General features: G+C 56.4%; 23 protein-coding genes and 1 other annotated feature. Of the genes, 9 read left to right on the top strand and 14 right to left on the bottom strand.

Features of this window, described 5'->3' with window-relative positions:
* Nucleotides 1-144 precede the first annotated feature (144 nt).
* Together ibpB and ibpA are read right to left on the bottom strand one after the other, a co-directional pair.
* Entirely contained in the window at nucleotides 145-573 is a 429-nt protein-coding gene (gene ibpB, locus A3466_RS20055; RefSeq protein WP_063452058.1) for a small heat shock chaperone IbpB, read from the bottom strand.
* Nucleotides 574-709: 136 nt separating this feature from the next.
* A complete protein-coding gene (gene ibpA, locus A3466_RS20050; RefSeq protein WP_003861094.1) occupies nucleotides 710-1,120 on the bottom strand; it encodes a small heat shock chaperone IbpA in 411 nt (136 codons plus the stop codon).
* Nucleotides 1,114-1,187 (bottom strand) — a sequence feature (ROSE (Repression Of Heat Shock gene Expression) occurs in the 5'-region of heat shock genes and acts as an RNA thermometer to modulate expression.). It overlaps the preceding gene by 7 nt.
* A gap of 248 nt (nucleotides 1,188-1,435) precedes the next feature.
* On the opposite strand from ibpA, the gene A3466_RS20045 reads away from it, so the two are divergent.
* A complete protein-coding gene (locus tag A3466_RS20045; RefSeq protein ID WP_063452057.1) occupies nucleotides 1,436-1,768 on the top strand; it encodes a YceK/YidQ family lipoprotein in 333 nt (110 codons plus the stop codon).
* On the opposite strand, the gene A3466_RS20040 is transcribed toward A3466_RS20045, so the two are convergent.
* The 8 genes from A3466_RS20040 to A3466_RS20005 form a co-directional block, all read right to left on the bottom strand.
* Nucleotides 1,765-2,994: a DUF3748 domain-containing protein gene (locus A3466_RS20040; protein WP_074161108.1), complete on the bottom strand. Its 1,230-nt coding sequence runs from the start codon at nucleotides 2,992-2,994 to the stop codon at nucleotides 1,765-1,767. The two genes, A3466_RS20045 and A3466_RS20040, sit on opposite strands and share 4 nt — an antisense overlap.
* 51 nt (nucleotides 2,995-3,045) lie before the next feature.
* The gene (locus tag A3466_RS20035) at nucleotides 3,046-4,383 is read right to left on the bottom strand and encodes an MFS transporter (protein ID WP_082830958.1); all 1,338 of its coding nucleotides are present in this window, start codon (nucleotides 4,381-4,383) and stop codon (nucleotides 3,046-3,048) included.
* Nucleotides 4,384-4,461: 78 nt separating this feature from the next.
* Nucleotides 4,462-5,610: a galactonate dehydratase gene (dgoD, locus tag A3466_RS20030; RefSeq protein ID WP_063452054.1), complete on the bottom strand. Its 1,149-nt coding sequence runs from the start codon at nucleotides 5,608-5,610 to the stop codon at nucleotides 4,462-4,464.
* The gene (locus A3466_RS20025) at nucleotides 5,607-6,224 is read right to left on the bottom strand and encodes a 2-dehydro-3-deoxy-6-phosphogalactonate aldolase (protein ID WP_063452053.1); all 618 of its coding nucleotides are present in this window, start codon (nucleotides 6,222-6,224) and stop codon (nucleotides 5,607-5,609) included. The genes dgoD and A3466_RS20025 overlap by 4 nt, the downstream gene beginning before the upstream one ends.
* The gene (locus A3466_RS20020) at nucleotides 6,208-7,086 is read right to left on the bottom strand and encodes a 2-dehydro-3-deoxygalactonokinase (protein WP_063452052.1); all 879 of its coding nucleotides are present in this window, start codon (nucleotides 7,084-7,086) and stop codon (nucleotides 6,208-6,210) included. Before A3466_RS20020 ends, A3466_RS20025 begins: the two co-directional genes overlap by 17 nt.
* Nucleotides 7,083-7,772, bottom strand: coding sequence for a D-galactonate utilization transcriptional regulator DgoR (dgoR, locus tag A3466_RS20015; RefSeq protein WP_003861109.1), 690 nt, complete (start codon nucleotides 7,770-7,772; stop codon nucleotides 7,083-7,085). The genes A3466_RS20020 and dgoR overlap by 4 nt, the downstream gene beginning before the upstream one ends.
* 225 nt (nucleotides 7,773-7,997) lie before the next feature.
* On the bottom strand, nucleotides 7,998-8,810 hold the full coding sequence (gene yidA / locus A3466_RS20010; protein ID WP_045308263.1) for a sugar-phosphatase: 813 nt from the start codon (nucleotides 8,808-8,810) through the stop codon (nucleotides 7,998-8,000).
* Between the two features lie 115 nt (nucleotides 8,811-8,925).
* A complete protein-coding gene (locus A3466_RS20005; protein ID WP_063452051.1) occupies nucleotides 8,926-9,951 on the bottom strand; it encodes a zinc-dependent alcohol dehydrogenase family protein in 1,026 nt (341 codons plus the stop codon).
* Between the two features lie 113 nt (nucleotides 9,952-10,064).
* Between A3466_RS20005 and A3466_RS20000 the strand changes: the two genes are divergently transcribed.
* On the top strand, nucleotides 10,065-11,000 hold the full coding sequence (locus A3466_RS20000; RefSeq protein WP_063452050.1) for a LysR family transcriptional regulator: 936 nt from the start codon (nucleotides 10,065-10,067) through the stop codon (nucleotides 10,998-11,000).
* 33 nt (nucleotides 11,001-11,033) lie between these two features.
* Here A3466_RS20000 and gyrB read toward each other — a convergent pair whose 3' ends face one another.
* Genes gyrB through dnaA form a run of 4 tightly spaced genes read right to left on the bottom strand, consistent with a single transcriptional unit; the run spans nucleotide 11,034 to nucleotide 17,046 of the window.
* Entirely contained in the window at nucleotides 11,034-13,445 is a 2,412-nt protein-coding gene (gyrB, locus tag A3466_RS19995; protein WP_063452049.1) for a DNA topoisomerase (ATP-hydrolyzing) subunit B, read from the bottom strand.
* A gap of 28 nt (nucleotides 13,446-13,473) precedes the next feature.
* A complete protein-coding gene (gene recF / locus A3466_RS19990; protein WP_063452048.1) occupies nucleotides 13,474-14,547 on the bottom strand; it encodes a DNA replication/repair protein RecF in 1,074 nt (357 codons plus the stop codon).
* A complete protein-coding gene (gene dnaN / locus A3466_RS19985) occupies nucleotides 14,547-15,647 on the bottom strand; it encodes a DNA polymerase III subunit beta (protein ID WP_003861122.1) in 1,101 nt (366 codons plus the stop codon). Before dnaN ends, recF begins: the two co-directional genes overlap by 1 nt.
* Before the next feature lie 4 nt (nucleotides 15,648-15,651).
* Nucleotides 15,652-17,046 (bottom strand): chromosomal replication initiator protein DnaA, encoded by a 1,395-nt coding sequence (dnaA, locus tag A3466_RS19980; RefSeq protein WP_003861124.1) that lies wholly within the window; start codon nucleotides 17,044-17,046, stop codon nucleotides 15,652-15,654.
* 637 nt (nucleotides 17,047-17,683) lie between these two features.
* On the opposite strand from dnaA, the gene rpmH reads away from it, so the two are divergent.
* The 7 genes from rpmH to yidZ all read left to right on the top strand — a co-directional run bounded on the left by rpmH (nucleotide 17,684) and on the right by yidZ (nucleotide 23,732).
* The gene (gene rpmH / locus A3466_RS19975; protein WP_000831330.1) at nucleotides 17,684-17,824 is read left to right on the top strand and encodes a 50S ribosomal protein L34; all 141 of its coding nucleotides are present in this window, start codon (nucleotides 17,684-17,686) and stop codon (nucleotides 17,822-17,824) included.
* 16 nt (nucleotides 17,825-17,840) lie between these two features.
* Entirely contained in the window at nucleotides 17,841-18,200 is a 360-nt protein-coding gene (rnpA, locus tag A3466_RS19970) for a ribonuclease P protein component (RefSeq protein WP_006808764.1), read from the top strand.
* Nucleotides 18,164-18,421 carry a membrane protein insertion efficiency factor YidD gene (gene yidD, locus A3466_RS22655; RefSeq protein ID WP_001307474.1) on the top strand — a complete coding sequence of 86 codons (258 nt, stop codon included), beginning with the start codon at nucleotides 18,164-18,166 and terminating at the stop codon, nucleotides 18,419-18,421. The genes rnpA and yidD overlap by 37 nt, the downstream gene beginning before the upstream one ends.
* A 2-nt stretch (nucleotides 18,422-18,423) precedes the next feature.
* Entirely contained in the window at nucleotides 18,424-20,067 is a 1,644-nt protein-coding gene (gene yidC / locus A3466_RS19965; RefSeq protein ID WP_003861138.1) for a membrane protein insertase YidC, read from the top strand.
* 72 nt (nucleotides 20,068-20,139) lie between these two features.
* Complete coding sequence (mnmE, locus tag A3466_RS19960; RefSeq protein WP_006808762.1) at nucleotides 20,140-21,504, top strand: tRNA uridine-5-carboxymethylaminomethyl(34) synthesis GTPase MnmE; 1,365 nt, start codon at nucleotides 20,140-20,142, stop codon at nucleotides 21,502-21,504.
* A 112-nt stretch (nucleotides 21,505-21,616) separates the two neighbouring features.
* Nucleotides 21,617-22,792, top strand: a complete 1,176-nt coding sequence (locus A3466_RS19955) for an MFS transporter (RefSeq protein ID WP_063452047.1) — start codon at nucleotides 21,617-21,619, stop codon at nucleotides 22,790-22,792.
* Complete coding sequence (gene yidZ, locus A3466_RS19950; RefSeq protein WP_063452046.1) at nucleotides 22,761-23,732, top strand: HTH-type transcriptional regulator YidZ; 972 nt, start codon at nucleotides 22,761-22,763, stop codon at nucleotides 23,730-23,732. Before A3466_RS19955 ends, yidZ begins: the two co-directional genes overlap by 32 nt.
* Nucleotides 23,733-23,822 lie beyond the last annotated feature (90 nt).

Genomic DNA, 23,822 nt, shown 5'->3' with positions numbered 1-23,822 from the left:
CGGTTGTATGGGCGATGGCGCACAAAAAAGCCCTGCCGGGGCAGGGCTTCGTGCAGTCTGTAGGTAGTGTCGGGTGGCGGCTGCGCCTTACCCGACCTACAGGATCGGCAGGTTTTGCGCAGCCTCTACCCGGCAAAAAATGTATTAGCTATTCAACGCCGGACGTTCGCTAATGGCGATGCGCTGCGGCGCAATGGCTTCGGGCACGTTACGGGTGAGGTCAATATTCAGCAGCCCGTTGGTGAACGTCGCGCCAGACACTTCCATATGGTCTGCCAGCGTAAAGCTCAGGCTGAACGGCTGAGTGACAAGCCCCTGATGCAGCCATTTGGTCTCGGCGTCTGGTTTTTCCGGCGACCCTTTCACGGTCAGGCGCGTGCCCTCAAGCTGGATGTCGAGATCTTCCTGACGGAACCCGGCCAGCGCGAGCGTGATGCGGTAGTGATTATCATCGCTTTTTTCGATGTTGTACGGCGGAAACGTCTGCTGTTCGGTCGCGCTTTGCAGCGCGTTAGCCAGTTTGTCAAAACCGATCCACTGACGCAGCAGAGGGGAAAAATCATAGTTACGCATACTAAATCTCCTTCTGAGAAGCGAGTTCGGCACAGTTCAATTTTGTGCGCAGTTGTACCTGCAAACCCTTACGGATTCGCATATGCTCCCTTTACGGCAAGCAATTTCAGGTGGGCCGCGTTAGCGACCCGCATAATTAGTTGATTTCGATACGGCGTGGTTTTTTCTCTTCCGGAATCACACGTTCCAGTTCGATAAACAGCAGGCCGTTCACCAGGTTCGCGCCCTTGACGTGGATGTTCTCAGCCAGCTGGAACTTGCGCTCAAAGTTGCGCTCTGCGATGCCCTGGTAGAGGTAGGTTCGTTCTTTCTGCTCGCCCGCATGGGAGCCTTTCACCACCAGCAGATTGTCCTGGGCGGTGATCTCCAGTTCGCTCTCTGCGAAACCGGCGACAGCAATCGCAATGCGGTAGTGGTTTTCGTCAACCAGTTCAACGTTGTAAGGAGGATAGCCGTTGCTCTGGCTCTGGTTGTTTTCTAAGTGGTTGAACAGACGATCAAAACCAATGGCAGAACGGTATAGCGGAGAGAGATCGAAGTTACGCATAGATAAAAGCTCCTGAAATCAGCGAGAAAATGTAGCCTTCCAACATGGACAGGCTTCCGTTCCCCCGAACACCCATCAGGCATGTCCGTTATCGGGGTACATCCTTAAAATGGGTCTGGATACGGGCTTTTCAAGCGTATTAATGCGAGATTTTTTTGCACTTTGCTGGATGTCGCATAGACTCAGGGGCACAGCACAAAGGGTTAAATTGCGATGGCGACCACAGTGCAGAAGTTTTGGACTGTCCATTTTGAACGCGCCTCGCTATAACCCTGAGTTGCAGGTCAATGCCGTGCTACTAAAGATGACTGAGAGATGATGAGAAATGTTCTGATTAAGCTGGCGACGTTCAGCGGGGTTATTTTGCTTTGCGGGTGTTCGAGCGTGATGTCGCACACCGGCGGTAAAGAAGGAACATATCCGGGGACGCGCGCCAGTGCCGCCATGATCTCTGATGATGAGACAAACTGGGGTACCAAATCTCTGGCGATCCTTGATATGCCGTTTACGGCGGTCGCCGATACGCTTCTGCTGCCGTGGGATATGTTCCGCACCGACAGCTCAGTGCGCTCGCGCGTTGAGAAAAGCGAGCAGGAGACGCTGGCAACCAACTCCGTCATCCCGCCCGCAGAGATGCCCCCGCGCTAATTCCGTGCGGTTTCCGTTAGCCACAGCTGGCGGAAACCGTTCTTCTCTTCCATCCACGCGATAAAACGCCCGTCCGGGGAAAATACCACTGCGTCAGCAGACGGCGGATTGCCATGATCGGACGTCAAAAACGTCACCTCACCGGTCTGCGCATCGCAGCAGGCAATGCGGCTTTCGAGCACAAACCCAAGTGTGCGGCCAGAAGGATGCCAGTTAAAAGCCGACTGGATATCACTTTCACTGTGGGTCAGCTGGCGCGGCTCGCCGCCCTCAGGTGAGATAAGCCACAGCTGCACAACGCCGTTATCGTCCCGCATTAAAAACGCAATCTGCGTCCCCTGCGGATTGCTGCGCACCCAGTGGCGCGGCACGTTCACCAGCCCCGGATACGCCTTCTGATGGGTGAAGGTTAAGCGGCGTTGCGTGATGCCCGCAGGAGGCGCGGGCATCGTCTCAGGCGTTCCCTGCAACGGCGCCTCGCCCGCCCGTTTCCAGCCCTGCTCATCTTTGGGGAGGTCCACAATAAACAGTTCAGGCACCTTTTCGCCTTCCGCAGACACCGTATCGCCAATAAACGCCAGTCTGTTGTTGCCCACCCAGCCCTCTTCGTAGGCGCGGTTGATTTCATTGCTGTCCGGTTGCGGGTTGGGCGTTGTGCGGCTGACCAGCACGCTCCAGAAAGTGCCTGAATATTCACGTGGATGGTTCCCCTGCGGGTTCACCGGGCCAAACGGTGCCGCCACGCCGACGTTGCGTAAATCGAGCTTCGGATCGCGCTCGTGCAGCACATGATCGTTATAGGTAAAGCTGACGAACTGCCCGTTCGGGCTAAAAACGTGAACGTGGGTGCCGCCACGCAGCGCACCTGCCGTGTAAGGCGCGGTGATATCCATCGCATCAAGATTGCTCACCTCGCCGTTGTGCGCAATCACTCCCTGACGATGATGAAAATCATACTGCCAGTCTGCATCGGGGTTTTTCGGGCCGTGGATAAATACATATTTATCCTCAGCAGGATGAACGGTTACCACGCCGACATGCGCGCCATCAGCGGCACGGTAGATCACTTCAACCTCGCCCGTACTGACATTGACCCGCTCAATGGTTTTACCGGTAAACGACGCGCCGGATGGCCGCTCGTCATAGACAAGCCACTGGCTGTCTGGCGTCCAGGTGTTGATATTGGTGAGCTGGTGGTTGCGGGAAGCGAAGGTGATTTGTTTCATAAGGATACCCTGATGCGCGGTTATCGCATCAGGGTAAAACATCCTAAGGCGTTAGCCTACTCGTTTCACGTCGCCCACCAGCAGGATGTAGGAGAGCGCGCCGATCAGCGCCACGGCAGAGATATACACCAGAGCCGGACCGAAGCCGTAGTCCTGCGCAAGGTAGCCGATGACCAGCGGCACGGTGATCCCGCCCAGCCCGCCAACGAAGTTAAACACGCCGCCGGTCAGGCCGATCAGACGCATCGGCGCCAGGGACGACACCAGAGACCAGGTGATGGAGGCAAAGCCGTTCCCGAAGAACGCTATCGCCATCAGGATCATGATCCACACCGGATCGTTGGTGTAGTTCGCCCCCATGATACAGGTAGAGATCAGCAGCCCGCAGATAATCGGTGTTTTACGCGCCACGCCCAGCGAGAAGCCTTTTTTCACCAGCTTATCCGCCAGCCAGCCCGAGAGCAGTACGCCGAAGAAGGCCGCCAGGAACGGCACGGTGGTCATAAAGCCCGCCTTCAGCGCGGTGATCCCTTTTTCCTGCGTCAGGTAGTTCGGGAACCAGGTGAGGAAGAACCACAGCGTGGAGGTCACTGCGAACTGTCCCAGATATACGCCCACCAGCTTACGGTGGAAGACCAGCTTCCAGTCCGCTTTGGTTAACGGCTGGCGCGCCTCTTTTTTCACCGGGGCATCACCGTCCACCAGACCGCCACCGTCGCGGATGTAGCCCAGCTCGGCTTTGGTGATGCTTTTGGTCAGACGCGGCGGCTGATACACCTTGAACCAGATGAGCGACCAGATAATGCCGATCCCGCCGGTGACGATAAACACCCAATGCCAGCTCAGCAGCTCCTGGATCCAGATCAGCAGCGGCGTCAGAAATGCCAGGCCCACAAACTGCCCGGAGGTGTAAAAGCCTACGGCAGAGGCACGCTCATGTTCCGGGAACCAGCTGGTCACCATGCGGTTGTTGGTCGGGAACGCGGGCGCTTCGAAAACCCCGGTGATGGCGCGCAGGCCAATCAGCGACATCAGCCCGGTGGCGAAGCCCTGGAACAGGGTCGCCACGGACCAGCCTAATATGGCGATAAAGTAGGTCAGACGTGAACCCACGCGGTCAAGAAACCAGCCGCCGGGGATCTGACAGAGCGTATACAGCCAGGCAAACGCCGAGAAGACATAGCCCATTTCCGCTTTGGTGATGCCGAACTCTTCCTGAATATGGGCCGATGCCACGGCAAGGTTGGCGCGGTCGACATAGCAAATGACCACGGTAATAAAGATCATCATCAGCGTCAGGTAACGGCGACGCCCGGTTTTTGCAGCAGTAACTGGAATATCCATCGCAATCTGTCTCCAGATTTTGGGCATAGCGAAGCCGCTCACCATGCCCTGTAATTTACAGAGGGTTATATTTTTGTATGTATGATTTTTGCCCGGAGGCTTACCGGGTCTACGGGATGGCGATTACCATTCCGCTACGCTGCCGTCCTCATGACGCCACAGTGGGTTACGCCAGTCCGGCGTATTTTTACTCAGCTCAATGACTTTGGCTTCGTCAACTTCTACGCCAAGGCCTGGCTTCGTTAACGGTTTAAAGAAACCGCCTTCCATGCTGAAGTCTTCTTTGTTTTTCACAAAGTCGAGCAGCTCCGCGCCCTTGTTATAGTGAATGCCCATGCTTTGTTCCTGGAACACCGCATTGCGGGAGACGAAGTCCACGTGCAGACAGGCTGCCAGCGCAATCGGCCCAAGCGGACAGTGCGGCGCCAGCGCCACATCGTAGGCTTCTGCCATGCCGGCAATTTTGTAGCATTCGGTGATGCCGCCCGCGTGGGAGAGGTCCGGTTGCAGGATCGCAATGCCGCCCGCTTCCAGCACGCGTTTAAACTCGAAGCGCGAGAACATGCGCTCACCCGCCGCGATGGGAATGTGCGTCTGTTCTGCCAGTTTTGGATAGTATTCCGCCTGCTCGGCCAGTACAGGCTCTTCGATAAACAGCGGGCGATACGGCTCCAGCTCTTTAATCAGCACTTTGGCCATCGGCGCGCTGACGCGGCCGTGGAAGTCCAGGCCAAACTCAATCTCGTTGCCGAAAGCCTCACGGATTTGCGCCACGGTGTTCACCGCCCGGTCTACCGCGCGCGAGTTGTCGATAACGCCCATCTCTTCGCAGCCGTTGAGTTTGAAGGTGTCAAAACCAATGTTGCGCAGCTGGCGGATACCGTCGATGACTTCCGCAGGGCGGTCGCCGCCCACCCAGCTGTAGGCTTTGATTTTGTCGCGCACCAGGCCGCCCATTAATTGCCAGACCGGGGCATTCAGCACTTTGCCCTTGATATCCCACAGCGCCTGGTCGATACCGGCGATGGCGCTCATCAGGATCGGACCACCGCGGTAGAAGCCCGCGCGGTACATGACCTGCCACAGGTCGTTGATGCGCGCCGGATCCTGACCAATCAGGTATTCGCCCAGCTCGTGTACTGCCGCTTCAACGGTGCGCGCGCGCCCTTCAATCACCGGTTCGCCCCAGCCGACCACGCCTTCGTCGGTTTCGATTTTCAGGAACATCCAGCGCGGGGGTAAACGGTACGTGGTGAGTTTGGTTATTTTCATTGCACTGCCTCTCGATACGCTTTCACAAATGCTACCGCCTGCTGTGCGGTACGTTCCACGGACTGCCCGGCACGATAAAGATCGCTGCCCAGCCCCGCGCCCACACAGCCCGCGTTTATCCACTGCACCAGGTTTTCCGGCGTGACGCCGCCCACGGCAAAGACCGGCACGCTGGCGGGCAAGACCGCCTTCAGCGCTTTGATGTAATCCGGGCCAAAAGCCGACGACGGGAAAATTTTGAGCGACTGTGCGCCCGCATCGAGGGCGGTAAAGGCTTCCGTGGCGGTGGCACACCCCGGGCAAACGGTCATGCCGTAATCCACCGCCCGGCGGATGACCTCGGGGTTGATATTGGGTGTGACGATAAGCTTGCAGCCCATCTTTGCCAGGTCATCCACCTGCTCCGGCTGCAACACGGTTCCTGCGCCAATCAGCGCCTTATCACCAAACGCCTCCACCACTGCCGGAATGCTTTTTTCCCACGCCGGTGAGTTGAGCGGGATTTCCACCGCGTCGAACCCGGCGTCGATAACCGCGCCAACGTGCGCTAACGCCTCGTCGGGCGTGATGCCGCGCAAAATCGCGATAAGGGGAAGATCAGTTTGCCACTGCATGAGCTATGCTCCTTATGCCTGCCTGAAATGCCGTGTCGCCCTCCACCGCGGCAACATCCCGTCCGATAGCGAGGAACGCCTGGCGGTAACGAGACGTCAGCGATGAACCCGCGACGAGCGTGATGGTCTGCTGCCCGGCGAACGCGTCGCTCAGGGTGGCGACTTCGGCGCCAATCAGCAGGCCGGACAGAAATTCGCTTACCTGCTCGCGCGGAAGATTTCCCAGCACGTGCGAGGCGCGAACCTCAAAAAGTTGCGGCAAAACGGCAGGGGATGCGATCCCGCGCTCAAGCCCGGCGGCAAACGCCTCCGGCGAAGGGTTCTGCTCCGGCAAACCGGCCCCCACCAGCGAATGCTTAAGCAGCAAATGATGCAGTTCGCCGGTCATCACGGTGCGAAAATCATGAATTTGCTCAGCATCCGCCTGGACCCATTTGCAGTGCGTGCCGGGCATGACGTAGACAGAAGAAGGAGAAAGGGTGCGCGCCCCGAGCAGTTGCGTCTCTTCGCCGCGCATTACGTTTTGGTTATCGTCGCGAGAGACGCATAAACCGGGAATAATCCAGACATTGTCGCCAACGGACGTTAACTGCTCACCAACGGAGGCGAAATGAACCGGAACCGACAGGTAAGGTGCGACCTTCCAGCCCACGTTACTGCCAACCATTCCGGCCATCACCACCGGCGTGTTACCGTCGCGCCAGCTTTGTGTCACCTCTGCTAACACCGCTTCAGGGGATTTACCGTTCAGGCGCGTGACGCCTGCTTCTGATTGCCTGCTTTCCAGACATTGCTCGCCCTGGTAGAGCCAGGCGCGCAGATTGGTCGATCCCCAGTCAATTGCGATGTAGCGTGATGTCATGTGATTTCCTTCAACCTTCGTGTCGAGCTGGCGATCATGGTTAGCGCCGCCTGCTCTGCCGCATCGCCGTCCTGATGCCGTATCGCATCGAACAGCGCTTTATGTTCCTGAAGCGTTTTCGGCATGTTGGCCTCATCGCCCATCCAGGTACGTTCAAATACTGCTCGCTGTAGCGAGCTGATCGCCACGCTAAGCTGCTGTAAAACCGGGTTATGCACCGACTGCAATACCGCCTCGTGATAGCGAATGTCCGCTTCGTTAAACGCCTCCCGATTCTGGTTATTGGCGATCATGTCGTTCAACGCTGACTCAATCTGTGCCAGGTCACCTGACGTTGCGCGCTCTGCTGCCCAGCGGGCGATAGCCGGTTCCACCAGATTTCGGACTTCGCTCATCGCGCCGATAAGCCGTGGGTCGTAGTCGTTTTCCAGTACCCATTGCAGAACATCGGTATCGAGGTAGTTCCACTGGTTACGCGGCGCAACAAACGCCCCGCGGTAGCGCTTCATTTCAATCAGCCGCTTCGCCATTAGCGAGCGGAACACTTCCCGGATGATGTTGCGCGAGGTTTCAAACTCTTCGCACAGTTCGGCCTCTGCTGGCAGCGGCGAACCGGGAACGTATTTGCCACCCACAATCTGGGTGCCCAGCGTGATGACAATGCGATCGGTTTTATTGAGTGTCATAGAGAGTCCTTGTGCTCTGTAAGTCCATCACTACTTTACCGCGACCGCTGAATTTCGCCTCACTTTTGCAGTACAAACGTGAGGCCATTCGTCTTTGTTGTGGTGACAATGTAGTACAATCAGTTAATGTTGTACTACAATCCAGATCACAAAAAGAACAATTCGATTAATTCAGGGCAAAAAAAAGCCCCGGTTGATAACCGGGGCTGATGATTTAAGCGCTTGTTACGACAGAACGAATTTCTCGATCGCCCAGGCAACGCCGTCTTCCAGGTTAGATTTGGTAACGAAGTTCGCCACGTCTTTTACCGACGGGATCGCGTTATCCATCGCCACGCCCATGCCCGCATACTCGATCATCGCAATATCGTTTTCCTGGTCGCCCAGCGCCATGATCTCCTCGGGCTTAATGCCCAGCGCATCGGCAAGCGATTTCACGCCCGTGCCTTTATTGACGCGTTTATCGAGGATTTCGAGGAAGTACGGCGCGCTTTTCAGCACGGTATATTTCTCTTTTACCTCAGCCGGAATGCGTGAGATGGCTTTGTCGAGGATCGCGGGTTCGTCGATCATCATTACTTTCAGGAACTGGGTTGCCGGGTCCATGTTTTCCGCTTCGCAGAACACCAGTGGAATGGTTGCAACGTAGGACTCGTGCACCGTGTAGTAGCTGATATCGCGGTTAGCGGTGTAAAGCGTATTACGATCGAGCGCGTGGAAGTGGGAGCCTACTTCGCGGGACAGTTTTTCCAGGAACAGGTAGTCATCATAGCTCAGCGCAGTTTGTGCCACCGTGCTGCCATCGGCTGCCTTTTGCACCAGCGCGCCGTTATAGGTGATGCAGTAATCGCCAGGCTGATTCATGTGCAGCTCTTTCAGGTAGCTGTGCACCCCGGCATACGGGCGTCCGGTGGTGAGCACCACGTTCACGCCTTTTTCGCGTGCAGCGGCGATCGCGTTTTTAACAGCTGGAGAGATGGTGTGGTCCGGCAGCAGCAGCGTGCCGTCCATATCGATTGCAATGAGTTTGATAGCCATGAGGTCCCCGGGATAAATGAGTGCTACCTCATGCTAACGCGATTAAGCCCACAAAAATAGAGCTACTTTGCGCAACAAAAAGCCCCCTTTTACGCTTATCCCGGGGAACGACGACTTACTCGCGGGTGAGAACAATTTTGCCAAACGCGCCGCGATCCAGATGGTTAAGCGCCTGATCCAGCTCGTCGAAGCGGTAGCGATGCTCAATCACCGGTTTTAAGCCAGTGACATCAACAGCACGGACAAAATCTTCCAGCGCCCGACGGTGTCCAACTCCAATCCCCTGGATGACGGGGGATTTCAGCAACAGTTCGCTCGCGGGCAGAGAAATTTCTGTCCCGGCCAGCACGCCAATGACCGATATCCGTCCGTGGACGGCAACGGCGCGCAGGGAATGCTTCAGGTTCTCGCCTCCCACGGTTTCAATGATATGGTCAATGCCGCGATCCTGCGTGAGTACCAACGCATTTTCAGCCCAGTCGCCTTTCAGCCGGTTAATGCCCTGGCTGGCACCCAGTTTTTTGGCCAGCACCAGTTTTTCATCACTCCCCGACGTGACAATCACCTCGGCGCCGTGCGCTTTTGCTATCTGCAAAGCGAATAGCGCCACGCCGCCCGTCCCCTGTACCAGCACCGATTGCCCGGCGCGTAAATGACCGCGTTCTACCAGCGCGAACCATGCGGTAAGCCCCGCGCAAGGAAGCGTGCTGGCCTCAGCGTCATCCAGGCTTTCCGGGGAGGCCACCAGCGCGTTTTCACTCACAATCACATATTCAGCCAGCATGCCCTGGAAGTATCCGCCGGACGTTTTGTAGGGCAAATCACGCGCGTCTGCCTGCGGCTTGCCGTCGATCCACTCGGGGAAAAAGGTTGAGATGACGCGTGCGCCGGGTTTGAAACGTGTCACCCCGTCGCCAATGCTGTCCACCACGCCCGCCATGTCAGACGCCGGGGTGAACGGGAAGGAAAGCGGAATCGGCATCGTGCCTTCGATAACCATTTTATCCCGATAGTTGAGCGCAACGGCATTTACCCGTACGCGAACCTCACCCGGGCCTGGCTGTGGAACAGGCTCCTGAACAAGCTGAAGGCTCTCGCGCCCAAGGACGTTCATTGACCAGCGCTGCATTGTTTCTGTCATTTTTTTATCCTGTCATCAGATGATTTTCAGTTCTGACAGTCTACCGTTGACTCTTTGTCGCCAGTGGCGATAAGTTTTCCCACTATTGATGACTAAAACGATACAATCAATTCATGACCGATACGCTGAAAGATATTCCCGTTTTCGTTGCCTCCGTAGAAGCAGGAAGTTTTGCGCAGGCCGCCGTCCGTCTGCATTTGTCGCGCTCGGCGGTAGGAAAAAGCATTGCTCGTCTTGAAGAGAGGCTGGGGGTTCGTCTGTTTCATCGGACCACGCGCAGTCAGAGACTGACCGATAACGGCGCGCTTTTTTATGAACGCTGCCTGCGCGCGCTGGAGGAGATTCGTGGCGCTGAATCGCTGCTTGAAACCGGAAAACATCAGGTCAGCGGCCGGCTGCGGGTTGCCATGCCGGTGCTGTTTGGTCGCCAGTGTATCGCCCCGCTGCTCACAGAGCTGACGCAGGAACACCCCGGACTTGAGCTTGAAATGTCCTTCAGCGACCGCATCGTGGATCTCGTGGAAGAAGGCTTTGATATGGCGGTGCGCAATGGCCCCCTGGCTGACAGCGCCGTGCTGGTCGCCAGAAAGCTGGGGGAGCACCGAATGGTTCTGTGTGCCGCGCCGGATTATCTGCTTAAGAATGGCCAGCCGCAGGCCGTTGATGATTTACGCCAGCATACGGCCATCAACTACACGCGTGCGGGCAGAGTCTTATCCTGGCAGCTGATGAATTACGATGGCACGTCGCGCACGTTTATTCCCCGTTCATCACTCAATATGGATGATTTACAGGCGATCTGTGACGCGGCGCTGGCCGGCCACGGCCTTGCGTGGCTACCCTGCTGGATGGTCATTAAAGAAATTCAGCAGGGGAACCTTGTCCCGCTCTTAAATCAGGCCCCGGATGTACGCTTCGACGTTCATGCCGTCTGGCAGCAGACACCACACCTGCCGCTAAGGGTAAGAATTGCCATAGATAAACTGGCGAGCCGTTTACCGGCAGTGATGTCGCTGGACCTTCCTGCGTCCATAAAAAAGCCGCGCTAAAGCGCGGCCAGTTATGTTGCCGTAAAGCGACGATTAAATATCGATATTCGCCGCCTTCAGGGCGTTCTCTTCGATGAACGCACGACGTGGTTCAACCGCATCGCCCATCAGGGTAGTGAACAGCTGATCCGCTGCAATCGCATCTTTAACGGTGACGCGCAGCATGCGACGGCTTTCCGGATCCATGGTGGTTTCCCACAGCTGGTCCGGGTTCATTTCGCCCAGACCTTTATAACGCTGAATAGAGAGGCCACGACGGGACTCTTTCACCAGCCACTCCAGCGCCTGCTCGAAGCTGGCTACCGGCTGACGACGCTCGCCACGTTCGATAAACGCATCTTCTTCGATCAGACCGCGCAGCTTCTCGCCGAGGGTGCAGATACGGCGGTATTCCGGACCGGTCACAAATTCGTGCTCCAGCGGGTAGTCGGTATCGACGCCGTGGGTACGCACGCGCACGATCGGCTCGAACTGCTGCTCAGCGTTCTGCTGAACGTCGAACTTCCACTGGCTGCCGTGCTGCTCTTTCTCGTTCAGCTCGCTCACCAGGGTATTCACCCAGCGGGTTACGGCCTGCTCGCTGCTCAGATCGGCTTCGGTCAGGGTAGGCTGGTAAATCAGCTCTTTCAGCAGCGCTTTCGGATAGCGGCGCTCCATGCGGCCAATCATTTTCTGCGTGGCGTTGAACTCGGAGACCAGACGCTCCAGCGGCTCGCCGGCCAGCGCTGGCGCGCTGGAGTTCGCGTGCAGGGTCGCGCCATCAAGGGCGATTGCGATTTGGTACTGATCCATCGCCTCGTCATCCTTAATGTACTGTTCCTGTTTGCCTTTTTTCACCTTGTACAGCGGTGGCTGCGCAATGTAGACGTGGCCGCGCTCAACGATTTCCGGCATCTGACGATAGAAGAAGGTCAACAGCAGCGTACGAATGTGCGAGCCGTCGACGTCCGCATCGGTCATGATGATGATGCTGTGATAGCGCAGCTTGTCCGGGTTGTACTCGTCGCGCCCAATGCCGCAGCCGAGCGCGGTGATGAGCGTCGCCACTTCCTGAGAAGAGAGCATCTTGTCGAAGCGCGCTTTCTCAACGTTAAGGATTTTACCCTTAAGCGGCAGGATCGCCTGGTTCTTGCGGTTACGGCCCTGCTTCGCAGAACCGCCCGCGGAGTCCCCTTCCACGAGGTACAGTTCAGACAGTGCCGGGTCGCGTTCCTGGCAGTCAGCCAGCTTGCCCGGCAGGCCTGCCAGGTCCAGCGCGCCTTTACGACGGGTCATTTCACGGGCTTTACGCGCCGCTTCACGGGCACGTGCCGCATCAATAATTTTGCCCACCACGATTTTCGCGTCGGACGGGTTTTCCAGCAGGTATTCGCTCAGCAGTTCGTTCATCTGCTGCTCAACCGCCGATTTCACCTCAGAAGAGACCAGCTTGTCTTTGGTCTGAGAGGAGAACTTCGGATCCGGCACTTTCACGGAGACCACGGCAATCAGGCCTTCACGGGCATCGTCGCCGGTGGCGCTGACTTTCGCTTTTTTGCTGTAGCCTTCTTTGTCCATGTAGGCGTTCAGGGTACGGGTCATCGCCGCGCGGAAGCCCGCAAGGTGAGTACCGCCGTCGCGCTGCGGAATGTTGTTGGTAAAGCAGTAGATGTTTTCCTGGAAACCGTCGTTCCACTGCAATGCCACTTCAACGCCGATACCGTCTTTTTCGGTGGAGAAGTAGAAGATATTCGGGTGAATTGGCGTTTTGTTCTTGTTCAGATACTCAACGAACGCCTTGATACCGCCTTCGTAGTGGAAGTGGTCTTCTTTGTTGTCGCGTTTATCGCGCAGACGAATCGACACGCCGGAGTTCAGGAACGACAGTTCGCGCAGGCGTTTCGCCAGGATGTCGTACTCAAACTCGGTAACGTTGGTGAAGGTTTCGAGGCTCGGCCAGAAACGCACCATAGTACCGGTTTTATCAGTATCACCCGTCACGGCCAGCGGAGCGTCAGGCACGCCGTGCTGGTAGATCTGACGGTGAATTTTGCCTTCGCGCTGGATAACCAGCTCCAGCTTCTGCGACAGGGCGTTTACCACGGAAACGCCTACGCCGTGCAGACCGCCGGAAACCTTATAGGAGTTATCATCGAACTTACCGCCTGCGTGCAGCACGGTCATGATCACTTCCGCAGCCGATACGCCCTCTTCCGGGTGAATACCGGTTGGGATGCCACGACCGTCATCGGTAACGGAGACGGAGTTGTCCGCATGGATCGTGACCACGATGTCTTTACAGTGACCCGCGAGCGCTTCGTCGATAGCGTTATCTACCACCTCGAATACCATGTGGTGCAGACCGGTGCCGTCATCCGTGTCGCCGATATACATACCCGGGCGCTTACGCACCGCATCCAGCCCTTTCAGGACTTTGATACTGGAGGAGTCATAAGAATTCGACATCAACGTTTCTCGCTCATTTCAACTTGGGTTAATCCGTTATTTTACCCTTTTCCACGGTAAACATCTTCGAATTTTCGTCCGACATGTCCATAACGTGTTCAGCGCTAATGGCGCTGACGAAAACCTGCGACTGCGTGGCTTTTAAGCGGCTGGCAAGCAGCCCGCGCCGCGCGTCGTCAAGTTCCGAGGCAAAATCATCTATCAGGTACAGGCAGCGTCGCCCGCTTTCGCGGGTGAGGAACTCCCCCTGCGCCAGGCGCAGCGCGCACATCAGGAGCTTGAGCTGCCCGCGCGACAGCGTATCTTCCACCGGCGCACCGTCGGCACGAATGCGGAAATCCGCCTTGTGCGGGCCGTGCGCGGTGTAGGTCAACATGCGGTCGCGCTCGAAGCTTCTCTCTAACACCTCGGCATAATCCGTCTCTTTCTCCCAGCCGCGATGGAAGGAGAAGGTGAGAGAGAACTCGGGTAAAAACTGTTTGCAGGTGTCGGCCATGTCTTCGGCGATACCCGCGCTGTATTCGGCACGCCAGCGGCTGATCTGTTCCGCGAGAGGGATGAGTTCCATGTCCCACGGACGCAGCTGGGCGTAGCGCGTGACCTGGCGCAACGCGGCGTTACGCTGCTTGAGCAGGCGCTTCAGGTTGCTCCAGGCGTTAAAGAATCCGGCTTCGTTGTGAAAGCATCCCCAGTCGAGGAACGCTCTTCTGTATTTGGGGCCGCCGTTGAGTAAAGTAAACCCCTCGGGCGTAATTAGCTGCATTGGCATCAGTAGCGCCAGCTCCGCCACCTTGTGGCCGTCGGTGCCGTCGATGCGCACCTTGCTGTCGCCCTGCTTGTCTTTGGTCAGGCCGATGGCGGTTTCCCGCTCTGCGCCCTGCAAACGCCCGTGCAGAACAAAAGAGTCCTGCTCGTGGCGAATCACGCGACCAATCTGCAAACTGCGAAACGCCCGGCCATGGCCGAGCGTATAGATGGCTTCCAGCACGCTGGTTTTGCCGCTGCCGTTCGCGCCAACCAGGAAGTTAAAGCCGGGGGATAAAGCGAGATCCGCGCTTTCGATATTGCGAAAGTCGCGGATCAACAGACGGGTGAGCGACATTACAGTCTCATTGGCATGACAACATAAGCCGCGCTTTGGCTGGCCGCATCTTCAATCTGTACGCTCGAAACGGAGTCGGTCAGCAGAATGCGCACATTCTCGCATTTCAGTGCATTGAGCACATCCAGCACGTAGCTGACGTTGAAGCCGATTTCCATCTCAGCCCCGGCGTAGGTGACGTCCAGAATTTCTTCTGCCTCTTCCTGCTCCGGGTTGTTGGCGGTGATTTTGATCTGGTTTTCACTCACGTACAGACGTACGCCGCGGAATTTCTCGTTCGAGAGAATGGCCGCGCGGGCAAACGCCTGCTTGAGGATATCGCAGCCCGCTTCCAGCGTTTTGTCCGGATTCTTCGGTAATACGCGGCGATAATCAGGGAAACGACCATCAACCAGCTTCGACGTAAAGACAAAATCGCCCACGTGGGCACGGATGTTATTGCTGCCAATCTGCACCCGCAGCGGCGTGTCACCGCCGTCGAGCATACGCATCAGTTCAATCACGCCTTTACGCGGCACGATCACCGAATGGTTCGGCAGCGAGTCGCCAATCGGCATGGAACAGACCGCCAGACGGTGGCCGTCGGTGGCCACGGTACGCAGCTCTTCACCTTCGGTTTCGAACAGCATGCCGTTTAAGTAGTAACGAACGTCCTGATGCGCCATGGAGAACTGCGTGGCTTCAATCAGACGCTTCATCGTCGCCTGCGGCAGGGTAAATTCAACTTCGCTCTGCCAGTCGTCCAGGTTCGGGAAGTCCGCAGCGGGCAGCGTGGAAAGAGAGAAACGGCTGCGGCCAGAGCGCACCAGCATGCGGTCGCCCTCCAGCTGCACGGCGATTTCAGCACCTTCCGGCAACCCACGGCAGATATCAAAGAATTTACGGGCCGGAACCGTGGTCGCGCCCGCGTCGTGCGGCTGAGTCAGCGTAACGCGCGCGATCATTTCCATTTCCAGATCTGTGCCGGTCAGCGACAGCGTACCGTCCGCGACCTGAAGCAGCAGGTTTCCAAGAATAGGCAGCGTTGGGCGGCCGCCTAACGGGCCACTCACCTGTTGCAGCGGTTTTAATAAATGTTCACGTTCAACGGTAAATTTCATAGCGTCACGATGATAATGTTCTGATTAAATTGGAAAAATCTTCTTTTATGTCGTGGCTTTCTTCGCGTAACTGCTCAATCTTTCGACAAGCGTGCAGCACGGTCGTATGGTCACGGCCACCAAATGCATCGCCGATTTCCGGCAGGCTGTGGTTGGTTAGCTCTTTTGCCAGCGCCATCGCCATCTGACGCGGACGCGCCACCGAGCGGGAACGACGTTTAGACAGTAAATCTGCCACTTTGATCTTGTAATACTCAGCCACCGTCTTTTGAATATTGTCGATAGTGACCAGTTTTTCCTGCAATGCCAACAAATCGCGCAGCGCTTCACGCACAAAATCGATGGTGATCGCACGACCGGTGAAATTGGCGTTAGCGATAACGCGGTTCAGCGCCCCCTCCAGCTCACGAACGTTGGAGCGCAGACGCTTGGCAATAAAGAACGCCACTTCGCCCGGCAGGCGAATGTCGTTCTCGTCGGCTTTTTTCATCAGGATCGCGACGCGGGTTTCCAGCTCCGGTGGCTCGATCGCCACGGTCAGGCCCCAGCCGAAGCGGGATTTCAGACGATCTTCAACGCCGTTGATCTCTTTAGGATAACGATCCGAGGTCAAAATGATCTGCTGATTGCCTTCCAGCAGGGCGTTAAAGGTGTGGAAAAACTCTTCCTGCGATCGTTCTTTATTGGCAAAGAACTGGATGTCATCGATCAGCAGCGCATCAACGGAACGGTAGTAGCGTTTAAACTCTTCGATCGCATTGTTTTGCAGGGCTTTTACCATGTCCTGAACGAAGCGCTCGGAGTGCATATACACCACTTTCGCATTCGGCTTACGCGCCATAATGCCGTTACCCACCGCGTGCAGAAGGTGCGTTTTACCGAGACCCGTGCCGCCATAAAGAAACAGCGGGTTATACGCGCCACCGGGGTTATCAGCAACCTGGCGAGCCGCCGCGCGCGCCAGCTGGTTCGACTTACCTTCAACGAAGTTATCGAACGTGTGCTTCACGTTCACGTTAGAGCGGTAGGTGGGCTCAGCGGGGGCCGGAACGTTATCCCAGCCCTGACGAGCCGGTGCAACGCGAGGCGCTGGAGCGGGCGCCGCCTGTGCAGGGGCTGCCACATTGACAACTTCACGAACGGTTTGGGTGACCGGCTTTGTGCCCACTTCAAAACGCAGCTGTGGGGCATCTGACCCGCAAAAATCGTTCAGCAGTCCATTGATGTTATTAAGGTATTTATCCCTTACCCAATCGAGCACGAAACGGTTTGGCGCATACAAAGCCAGCGTGTTATCGCTCAGTTCCGCCTGCAACGGGCGGATCCACATACTGAATTCTGTGGCTGGTAACTCATCCTGCAATCGGGCAAGACACTGCTGCCAAAGCGAAAGTGACACGGCGGACTCCACTCGAACAATAAAAGAAAACTATTGAATATTCATGATTGTTGGCGCACATCGACATGACCCCATCAGGGTGATGTGCGAACCGCTATCTGCGGTTATACACGCTATCGTTGATACAACCTGAACGATGTTGTGTTTATGCCCGACCAGGATCGCTGGATCCCGATCGGGACCGCGGATCATAGCCTAAACTGAGCCAGAGATCTTCTGTTTCTCACAGATTCTTCCCGATTTATCCACAGGATGATCCGGAATCGGGTAAGTGTAAACGATCCTGACGCGCGTGCCTCGCGATTTAGGCCGCATATTGGAAAATTTAATGAGCACAGACGATTTTTGGCTTAAATGATCTAACGAAGATCCGGGACGATCCTTGCGCTTTGTGGATGACTCCGTATAATCCTCGACCCGGCGCGTGATGCTCATCTTCCTGCGTCGTCCGTTGCTCATTTTCCACGCGAAATCGTGCGGAAATACGCGGGAAATAAGGAAAGAGAATTGACTCCGGAGTGTACAATTATTACAATCCGGCCTCTTTAATCACCCACGCTGAGGCGTTAGTCGTTCGAAACTCGTTCGGGTATACGCAAAAGTCAGTGAATTTATTCAAGTTTAGGTAGAAATCGCCATGAAACGCACTTTTCAACCGTCTGTACTGAAGCGCAACCGTTCTCACGGCTTCCGTGCTCGTATGGCTACTAAAAATGGTCGTCAGGTTCTGGCACGTCGTCGTGCTAAAGGCCGCGCTCGTCTGACCGTTTCCAAGTAATAAAGCTAACCCCTGAGTGGTTAAGCTCGCATTTCCCAGGGAGTTACGTTTGTTAACTCCCACTCATTTCACTTTCGTCTTCCAGCAGCCATTACGGGCTGGCACGCCGCAAATCACCATCCTCGGCCGCCAAAATTCGCTGGGGCATCCCCGTATCGGTCTCACAGTCGCCAAGAAAAACGTTAAGCGTGCGCATGAACGCAACCGGATTAAACGTCTGACGCGTGAAAGCTTCCGTTTACGTCAGCACGAACTGCCTTCTATGGATTTCGTGGTGGTGGCTAAAAAAGGGGTTGCCGACCTCGATAACCGTGCTCTCTCGGAAGCGTTGGAAAAATTATGGCGCCGCCACTGTCGCCTGGCTCGCGGGTCCTGATAGCCCTTATCAGGGTCTATCAACGCCTGATTAGTCCGCTACTCGGGCCACATTGTCGTTTCACCCCTACGTGCTCAAGCTACGGAATTGAGGCATTGCGCAGGTTTGGAGTGATAAAAGGCAGTTGGTTGACGGTGAAACGCGTATTAAAATGCCACCCTTTACACCCCGGTGGAGACGACCCCGTCCCTCCAGGACCCTTTGATACCAGAGAACACTAACGATGGATTCGCAACGCAATCTTCTTATCATCGCTTTGTTGTTCGTGTCTTTCATGATCTGGCAGGCATGGGAGCAGGATAAAAATCCTCAACCCCAGCAGCAGACCACGCAGACCACGACCACCGCAGCGGGTAGCGCCGCCGACCAGGGCGTACCGGCCAGTGGCCAGGGGAAACAGATTACGGTTAAGACCGATGTGCTTGAGCTGACTATCAACACCCGTGGTGGTGATGTTGAGCAGGCGCTGCTGTTGACCTACCCGAAAGAGCTGAAGTCTACCGAACCGTTCCAGTTACTGGAAACCACGCCTGAATTTATCTACCAGGCACAGAGCGGCCTGACCGGTCGTGATGGCCCGGATAACCCGGCTAACGGTGCGCGTCCACTGTATAACGTCGAGAACGACACGTTTGTGCTGGCTGATGGTCAGAACGAACTGGTTATTCCGATGACCTACACCGACGCGGCAGGCAACACCTTCACCAAAACCTTCACCCTGAAACGCGGTGAGTATGCGGTGAACGTGGGCTACAGCGTGCAAAACGCCGGTGCGAAACCGCTGGAAATCTCTACCTTTGGTCAGCTGAAGCAGTCCATCAATCTGCCGTCTCACCGTGACACCGGAAGCAGCAACTTTGCGCTGCATACCTTCCGTGGCGCGGCATACTCCACGCCAGATACCAAGTACGAGAAATACAAATTCGACACCATTGCCGATAACGAAAACCTGAACGTCAGCTCTAAAGGCGGTTGGGTCGCAATGCTGCAACAGTATTTCGCGACGGCGTGGGTACCGAACAACGACGGTACGAATAACTTCTACACCGCGAACCTCGGCAACGGTATTGCAGCCATTGGCTACAAATCTCAGCCGGTTCTGGTACAGCCGGGTCAAACCGGTAAGCTGGCAAGCACCCTGTGGGTCGGTCCGGAAATCCAGGACAAAATGGCTGCCGTTGCGCCGCACCTGGATCTGACCGTTGATTACGGTTGGTTGTGGTTCATCTCTCAGCCGCTGTTTAAGCTGCTGAAGTTCATCCACAGCTTCCTGGGTAACTGGGGCTTCTCCATCATCGTTATCACCTTTATCGTTCGTGGCATCATGTACCCGCTGACGAAAGCGCAGTACACCTCCATGGCGAAGATGCGTATGCTACAGCCGAAGATTCAGGCTATGCGTGAGCGTCTGGGCGATGATAAACAGCGTCAGAGCCAGGAGATGATGGCCCTGTATAAAGCAGAGAAAGTAAACCCACTGGGTGGTTGCTTCCCGCTGCTGATTCAGATGCCAATCTTCCTTGCGCTGTACTACATGCTGATGGGTTCCGTTGAGCTGCGCCACGCGCCGTTCGCCCTGTGGATCCATGACCTGTCCGCACAGGACCCGTACTACATCCTGCCGATCCTGATGGGCGTGACGATGTTCTTCATCCAGAAGATGTCTCCGACCACCGTGACCGACCCGATGCAGCAGAAGATCATGACCTTTATGCCGGTCATCTTCACCGTGTTCTTCCTGTGGTTCCCGTCAGGTCTGGTGCTGTACTATATTGTCAGCAACCTGGTGACCATCATCCAGCAGCAGCTGATTTACCGTGGTCTGGAAAAACGTGGCCTGCATAGCCGCGAAAAGAAAAAGTCCTGATTCGGTAAGTTAACGCTAAAATAAGGGCGGTCGATTGACCGCCTTTTTTATTTGTATTGAACGAGAGCAACCATGAGCCATAACGACACTATCGTCGCCCAGGCAACCCCACCGGGACGCGGTGGTGTAGGCATTCTGCGTATCTCCGGCCTGAAGGCGCGTGAGGTGGCCGAAGCGGTGCTGGGTAAACTGCCAAAGCCGCGCTACGCTGATTATCTGCCGTTTAAAGATGCCGACGGCACCCCGCTGGACCAGGGCATCGCGCTGTGGTTCCCCGGCCCGAACTCCTTTACCGGCGAAGACGTGCTGGAACTTCAGGGCCACGGCGGTCCGGTGATCCTCGACCTGCTGTTAAAACGTATTCTGACCCTGCCTGGCCTGCGCATTGCGAAGCCGGGCGAATTCTCCGAGCGTGCGTTCCTGAACGACAAGCTCGACCTGGCGCAGGCCGAAGCGATTGCTGATCTGATCGACGCCAGCTCCGAACAGGCGGCCCGCTCCGCGCTGAACTCGTTGCAGGGCGCGTTTTCCGCACGCGTAAATCATCTTGTGGAAGCACTTACTCACCTGCGAATCTATGTCGAAGCGGCTATCGACTTCCCGGACGAGGAGATCGACTTCCTTTCTGACGGCAAAATCGAAGCCCAGCTGAACCAGGTAATGAACGATCTGGATGCTGTCCGCGCCGAAGCGCGCCAGGGCAGCCTGCTGCGTGAAGGCATGAAGGTGGTCATTGCCGGACGCCCTAACGCCGGGAAATCGAGCCTGCTGAACGCCCTGGCGGGCCGTGAAGCGGCGATCGTCACCGACATAGCCGGCACCACCCGCGACGTGCTGCGCGAGCATATCCATATCGACGGCATGCCGCTGCACATCATCGATACCGCCGGCCTGCGCGATGCGAGCGATGAAGTCGAGCGTATCGGCATCGAACGCGCCTGGCAGGAGATTGAGCAGGCCGATCGCGTGCTGTTTATGGTAGACGGCACCACAACCGACGCCGTAGACCCGGCAGAGATTTGGCCTGACTTTATCGCCCGACTGCCGGCTAAACTGCCGATCACCGTAGTGCGCAACAAGGCAGACGTGACCGGCGAAACGCTGGGCATCAGCGATGTGAATGGTCACTCACTTATTCGCCTGTCGGCCCGTACCGGGGAAGGCGTAGAAGACCTGCGTAACCATCTCAAACAGAGCATGGGCTTTGACACCAGCATGGAGGGTGGCTTCCTGGCGCGTCGTCGTCACTTGCAGGCGCTGGAAGAGGCGGCTCGCCACCTTGAGCAGGGCAAAGCCCAGCTGATCGGCGCGTGGGCCGGTGAGCTGCTGGCCGAGGAACTGCGTCTGGCGCAGCAGAATCTGAGCGAGATCACCGGGGAATTTACGTCCGACGATCTGCTGGGACGGATTTTCTCAAGCTTCTGTATTGGTAAGTAATTCCCGTTAGTACAGGGTGATTTCCTCCAGGGAAATCACCATTGTCCAAATGGCAACTCGCTTTATCCCCTCCATGCCCCCTATCCTGCATGCCTGCATCCATGGGGGATTTATGGCTCGTTTTCTGTTCTGTAGTTTTGCACTCGTTCTGCTTTATCCATCCGGCATTGATATGTATCTGGTGGGGCTACCGCATATTGCCCGCGATCTGGAGGCCAGCGAGGCGCAGCTGCACATCGCGTTTTCGGCCTACCTGGGGGGGATGGCGTCGTCGATGGTGTTTGCCGGGAAAATCGCGGATAAAGCCGGTCGTCAGCCCGTCGCCATTACGGGTGCGGTTATCTTTGCGCTGGCATCGGTACTGTGTTCAATGGCTCAGGAAAGCACGATGTTCCTGGCAGGGCGCTTTATTCAGGGCATTGGCGCGGGCGGATGCTACGTGGTGGCGTTTGCCATTCTTCGCGATACCTTAAGCGCCCAGCGCCGCGCCAGGGTGCTGTCGATGCTGAACGGCATTACCTGCATCATCCCGGTGCTGGCGCCGGTCGTGGGCTACCTGATCATGCTGAAATTTCCATGGCAGAGCCTTTTCTGGACCATGGCCACCATGGGCACTATCGTCTTTATTCTGTCCGTGACGGTGCTGAAAGAGACCCATCCCGGTTCACAGCAGATGCACCACGCTGCTACCTTTCATCCGGCTGAAAAGCTTCTGAATCGCTTTTTCCTGAGCCGCCTGACCATCATCACGCTCAGCGTGGCGGTGATCCTCACCTATGTAAACGTTTCTCCGGTGTTACTGATGGAAACGATGGGCTTCGATCGCGGTGAGTATTCGACGATGATGGCGCTCAATGCGATGGTCAGCATGGTGGTTTCATTCTCGATGCCCTTTGCACTCAATATTTTCCGCCAGCGCACGCTGATGCTCACTTCACAGACGCTGTTTCTCGCCGCCGGCGTGATTCTGGCGACCGCCACCTCACACGCGCTGATGTTGATGAGTATGACCCTGATCTGCGCCGGATTCTCCGGCGGCTTCGGCGTGGCAATGAGTCAGGCGCTTGGCCCGTTCTCACTGCGGGCTGGTGTGGCAAGCTCGGTGCTGGGCATTGCGCAGGTCTGCGGTTCGTCGCTGTGGATTTGGCTGGCGGCGGTGATCGGCCTTCACGCGCTGAATATGCTGATCGGGGTGCTGATTGGCTGTAGCATACTTAGCATTATCTTACTTTTGGTCATCCAGCCCGCGGCGCATTATGAAGAAGCCTATCAGCAGTCTCGATCTTAATCTTTTACTTTGCCTGCAACTGTTGTTGCAGGAGCGCAGCGTCACCAAAGCCGCGAAGCGGATGAACGTGACGCCGTCCGCGGTGAGTAAATCGCTGGCGAAGCTGCGCGACTGGTTCGACGATCCGCTGTTTGTGAAAACGCCTTTAGGACTACTGCCCACGCCGCTGACGGTGAGCCTGGAACAGGACCTGGCCGACTGGATGCAGATTGGTAATCAGATTGTCGATAAATCCCACCACAGCTCTCCTGGCGGGCTCAAGTTTGTGCTCGCCGCCGAAACGCCGCTGATGCTGATTCGCTTTAACACCCTGCTGGAGCAGGTGAATCAGCGCTACCCGCAGGCGACGGTGAAGTTGCGCCAGTGGGATTACGATTCGCTGGACGCCATTACGCGCGGGGAGGTCGATCTCGGTTTTACCGGCCGCGAAACGCACCCGCGCTCCCGCGAGCTGCTGAAGCTGATGCCGTGGTTTATTGATTACGAAATCCTGTTCAGCGACCGTCCGTGCGTCTATCTGCGAGAAGACCATCCGGCACTTCGCGAAGCGTGGAACCTCGAGACGTTTCTGCGCTACCCGCACATCAGCATCTTCTGGGAGCGAAGCGATACCTGGGCGCTTGATGAAGTGCTAAAGGAGATGGGCCGCGAGCGCAACGTCGCCATGTGCCTGCCCGGCTTTGAACAGTCGATGTTTATGGCGGCCCAGCCGGACCACAACTGCATTGCCACTGCGCCTTACTACTGCCATCACTACAATCAACTCCACCAGCGTAAACTGGTTTGCCTTCCCATTCCCATTGATGAGGCACAGGCAGAAAAGCTGACCGTCCCCTTCACGCTCATCTGGCATAAGCGGAACAGCCATAATCCGAAAATTATCTGGCTGCGCGAAACCATAAAAGCCCTGTATACCGCGCCAGGTCAGGTTTTTGCCTAAGATAATGTAAAGTTCGGTCCTCAGGCTTCTCTTATTTCTATTTACTGATTAAAACAGAAGCTGAGTTAAGCGATAATCATGTAACCGTTT

The organism is Enterobacter genomosp. S (assembly GCF_001631805.1).
Lineage (GTDB): Bacteria > Pseudomonadota > Gammaproteobacteria > Enterobacterales > Enterobacteriaceae > Enterobacter > Enterobacter quasihormaechei.
This window is presented reverse-complemented; position numbering and strand designations above follow the sequence as displayed.

Excerpts from the sequence above, each read along its gene's own strand:
- ibpA (WP_003861094.1), bottom strand. The coding sequence starts at position 1,120 with ATGCGTAACTTCGATCTCTCTCCGCTATACCGTTCTGCCATTGGTTTT.
- A3466_RS20025 (WP_063452053.1), bottom strand. The coding sequence starts at position 6,224 with ATGCAGTGGCAAACTGATCTTCCCCTTATCGCGATTTTGCGCGGCATC.
- dgoR (WP_003861109.1), bottom strand. The coding sequence starts at position 7,772 with ATGACACTCAATAAAACCGATCGCATTGTCATCACGCTGGGCACCCAG.
- yidD (WP_001307474.1), top strand. The coding sequence starts at position 18,164 with ATGGCGCCGCCACTGTCGCCTGGCTCGCGGGTCCTGATAGCCCTTATC.
- A3466_RS20040 (WP_074161108.1), bottom strand. The coding sequence starts at position 2,994 with ATGAAACAAATCACCTTCGCTTCCCGCAACCACCAGCTCACCAATATC.
- ibpB (WP_063452058.1), bottom strand. The coding sequence starts at position 573 with ATGCGTAACTATGATTTTTCCCCTCTGCTGCGTCAGTGGATCGGTTTT.
- dgoD (WP_063452054.1), bottom strand. The coding sequence starts at position 5,610 with ATGAAAATAACCAAACTCACCACGTACCGTTTACCCCCGCGCTGGATG.
- yidA (WP_045308263.1), bottom strand. The coding sequence starts at position 8,810 with ATGGCTATCAAACTCATTGCAATCGATATGGACGGCACGCTGCTGCTG.
- mnmE (WP_006808762.1), top strand. The coding sequence starts at position 20,140 with ATGAGCCATAACGACACTATCGTCGCCCAGGCAACCCCACCGGGACGC.
- A3466_RS20000 (WP_063452050.1), top strand. The coding sequence starts at position 10,065 with ATGACCGATACGCTGAAAGATATTCCCGTTTTCGTTGCCTCCGTAGAA.
- yidC (WP_003861138.1), top strand. The coding sequence starts at position 18,424 with ATGGATTCGCAACGCAATCTTCTTATCATCGCTTTGTTGTTCGTGTCT.
- gyrB (WP_063452049.1), bottom strand. The coding sequence starts at position 13,445 with ATGTCGAATTCTTATGACTCCTCCAGTATCAAAGTCCTGAAAGGGCTG.
- A3466_RS20020 (WP_063452052.1), bottom strand. The coding sequence starts at position 7,086 with ATGACATCACGCTACATCGCAATTGACTGGGGATCGACCAATCTGCGC.
- A3466_RS20045 (WP_063452057.1), top strand. The coding sequence starts at position 1,436 with ATGATGAGAAATGTTCTGATTAAGCTGGCGACGTTCAGCGGGGTTATT.
- A3466_RS19955 (WP_063452047.1), top strand. The coding sequence starts at position 21,617 with ATGGCTCGTTTTCTGTTCTGTAGTTTTGCACTCGTTCTGCTTTATCCA.
- A3466_RS20035 (WP_082830958.1), bottom strand. The coding sequence starts at position 4,383 with ATGGTGAGCGGCTTCGCTATGCCCAAAATCTGGAGACAGATTGCGATG.
- rpmH (WP_000831330.1), top strand. The coding sequence starts at position 17,684 with ATGAAACGCACTTTTCAACCGTCTGTACTGAAGCGCAACCGTTCTCAC.
- A3466_RS20005 (WP_063452051.1), bottom strand. The coding sequence starts at position 9,951 with ATGACAGAAACAATGCAGCGCTGGTCAATGAACGTCCTTGGGCGCGAG.
- recF (WP_063452048.1), bottom strand. The coding sequence starts at position 14,547 with ATGTCGCTCACCCGTCTGTTGATCCGCGACTTTCGCAATATCGAAAGC.
- yidZ (WP_063452046.1), top strand. The coding sequence starts at position 22,761 with ATGAAGAAGCCTATCAGCAGTCTCGATCTTAATCTTTTACTTTGCCTG.
- dnaN (WP_003861122.1), bottom strand. The coding sequence starts at position 15,647 with ATGAAATTTACCGTTGAACGTGAACATTTATTAAAACCGCTGCAACAG.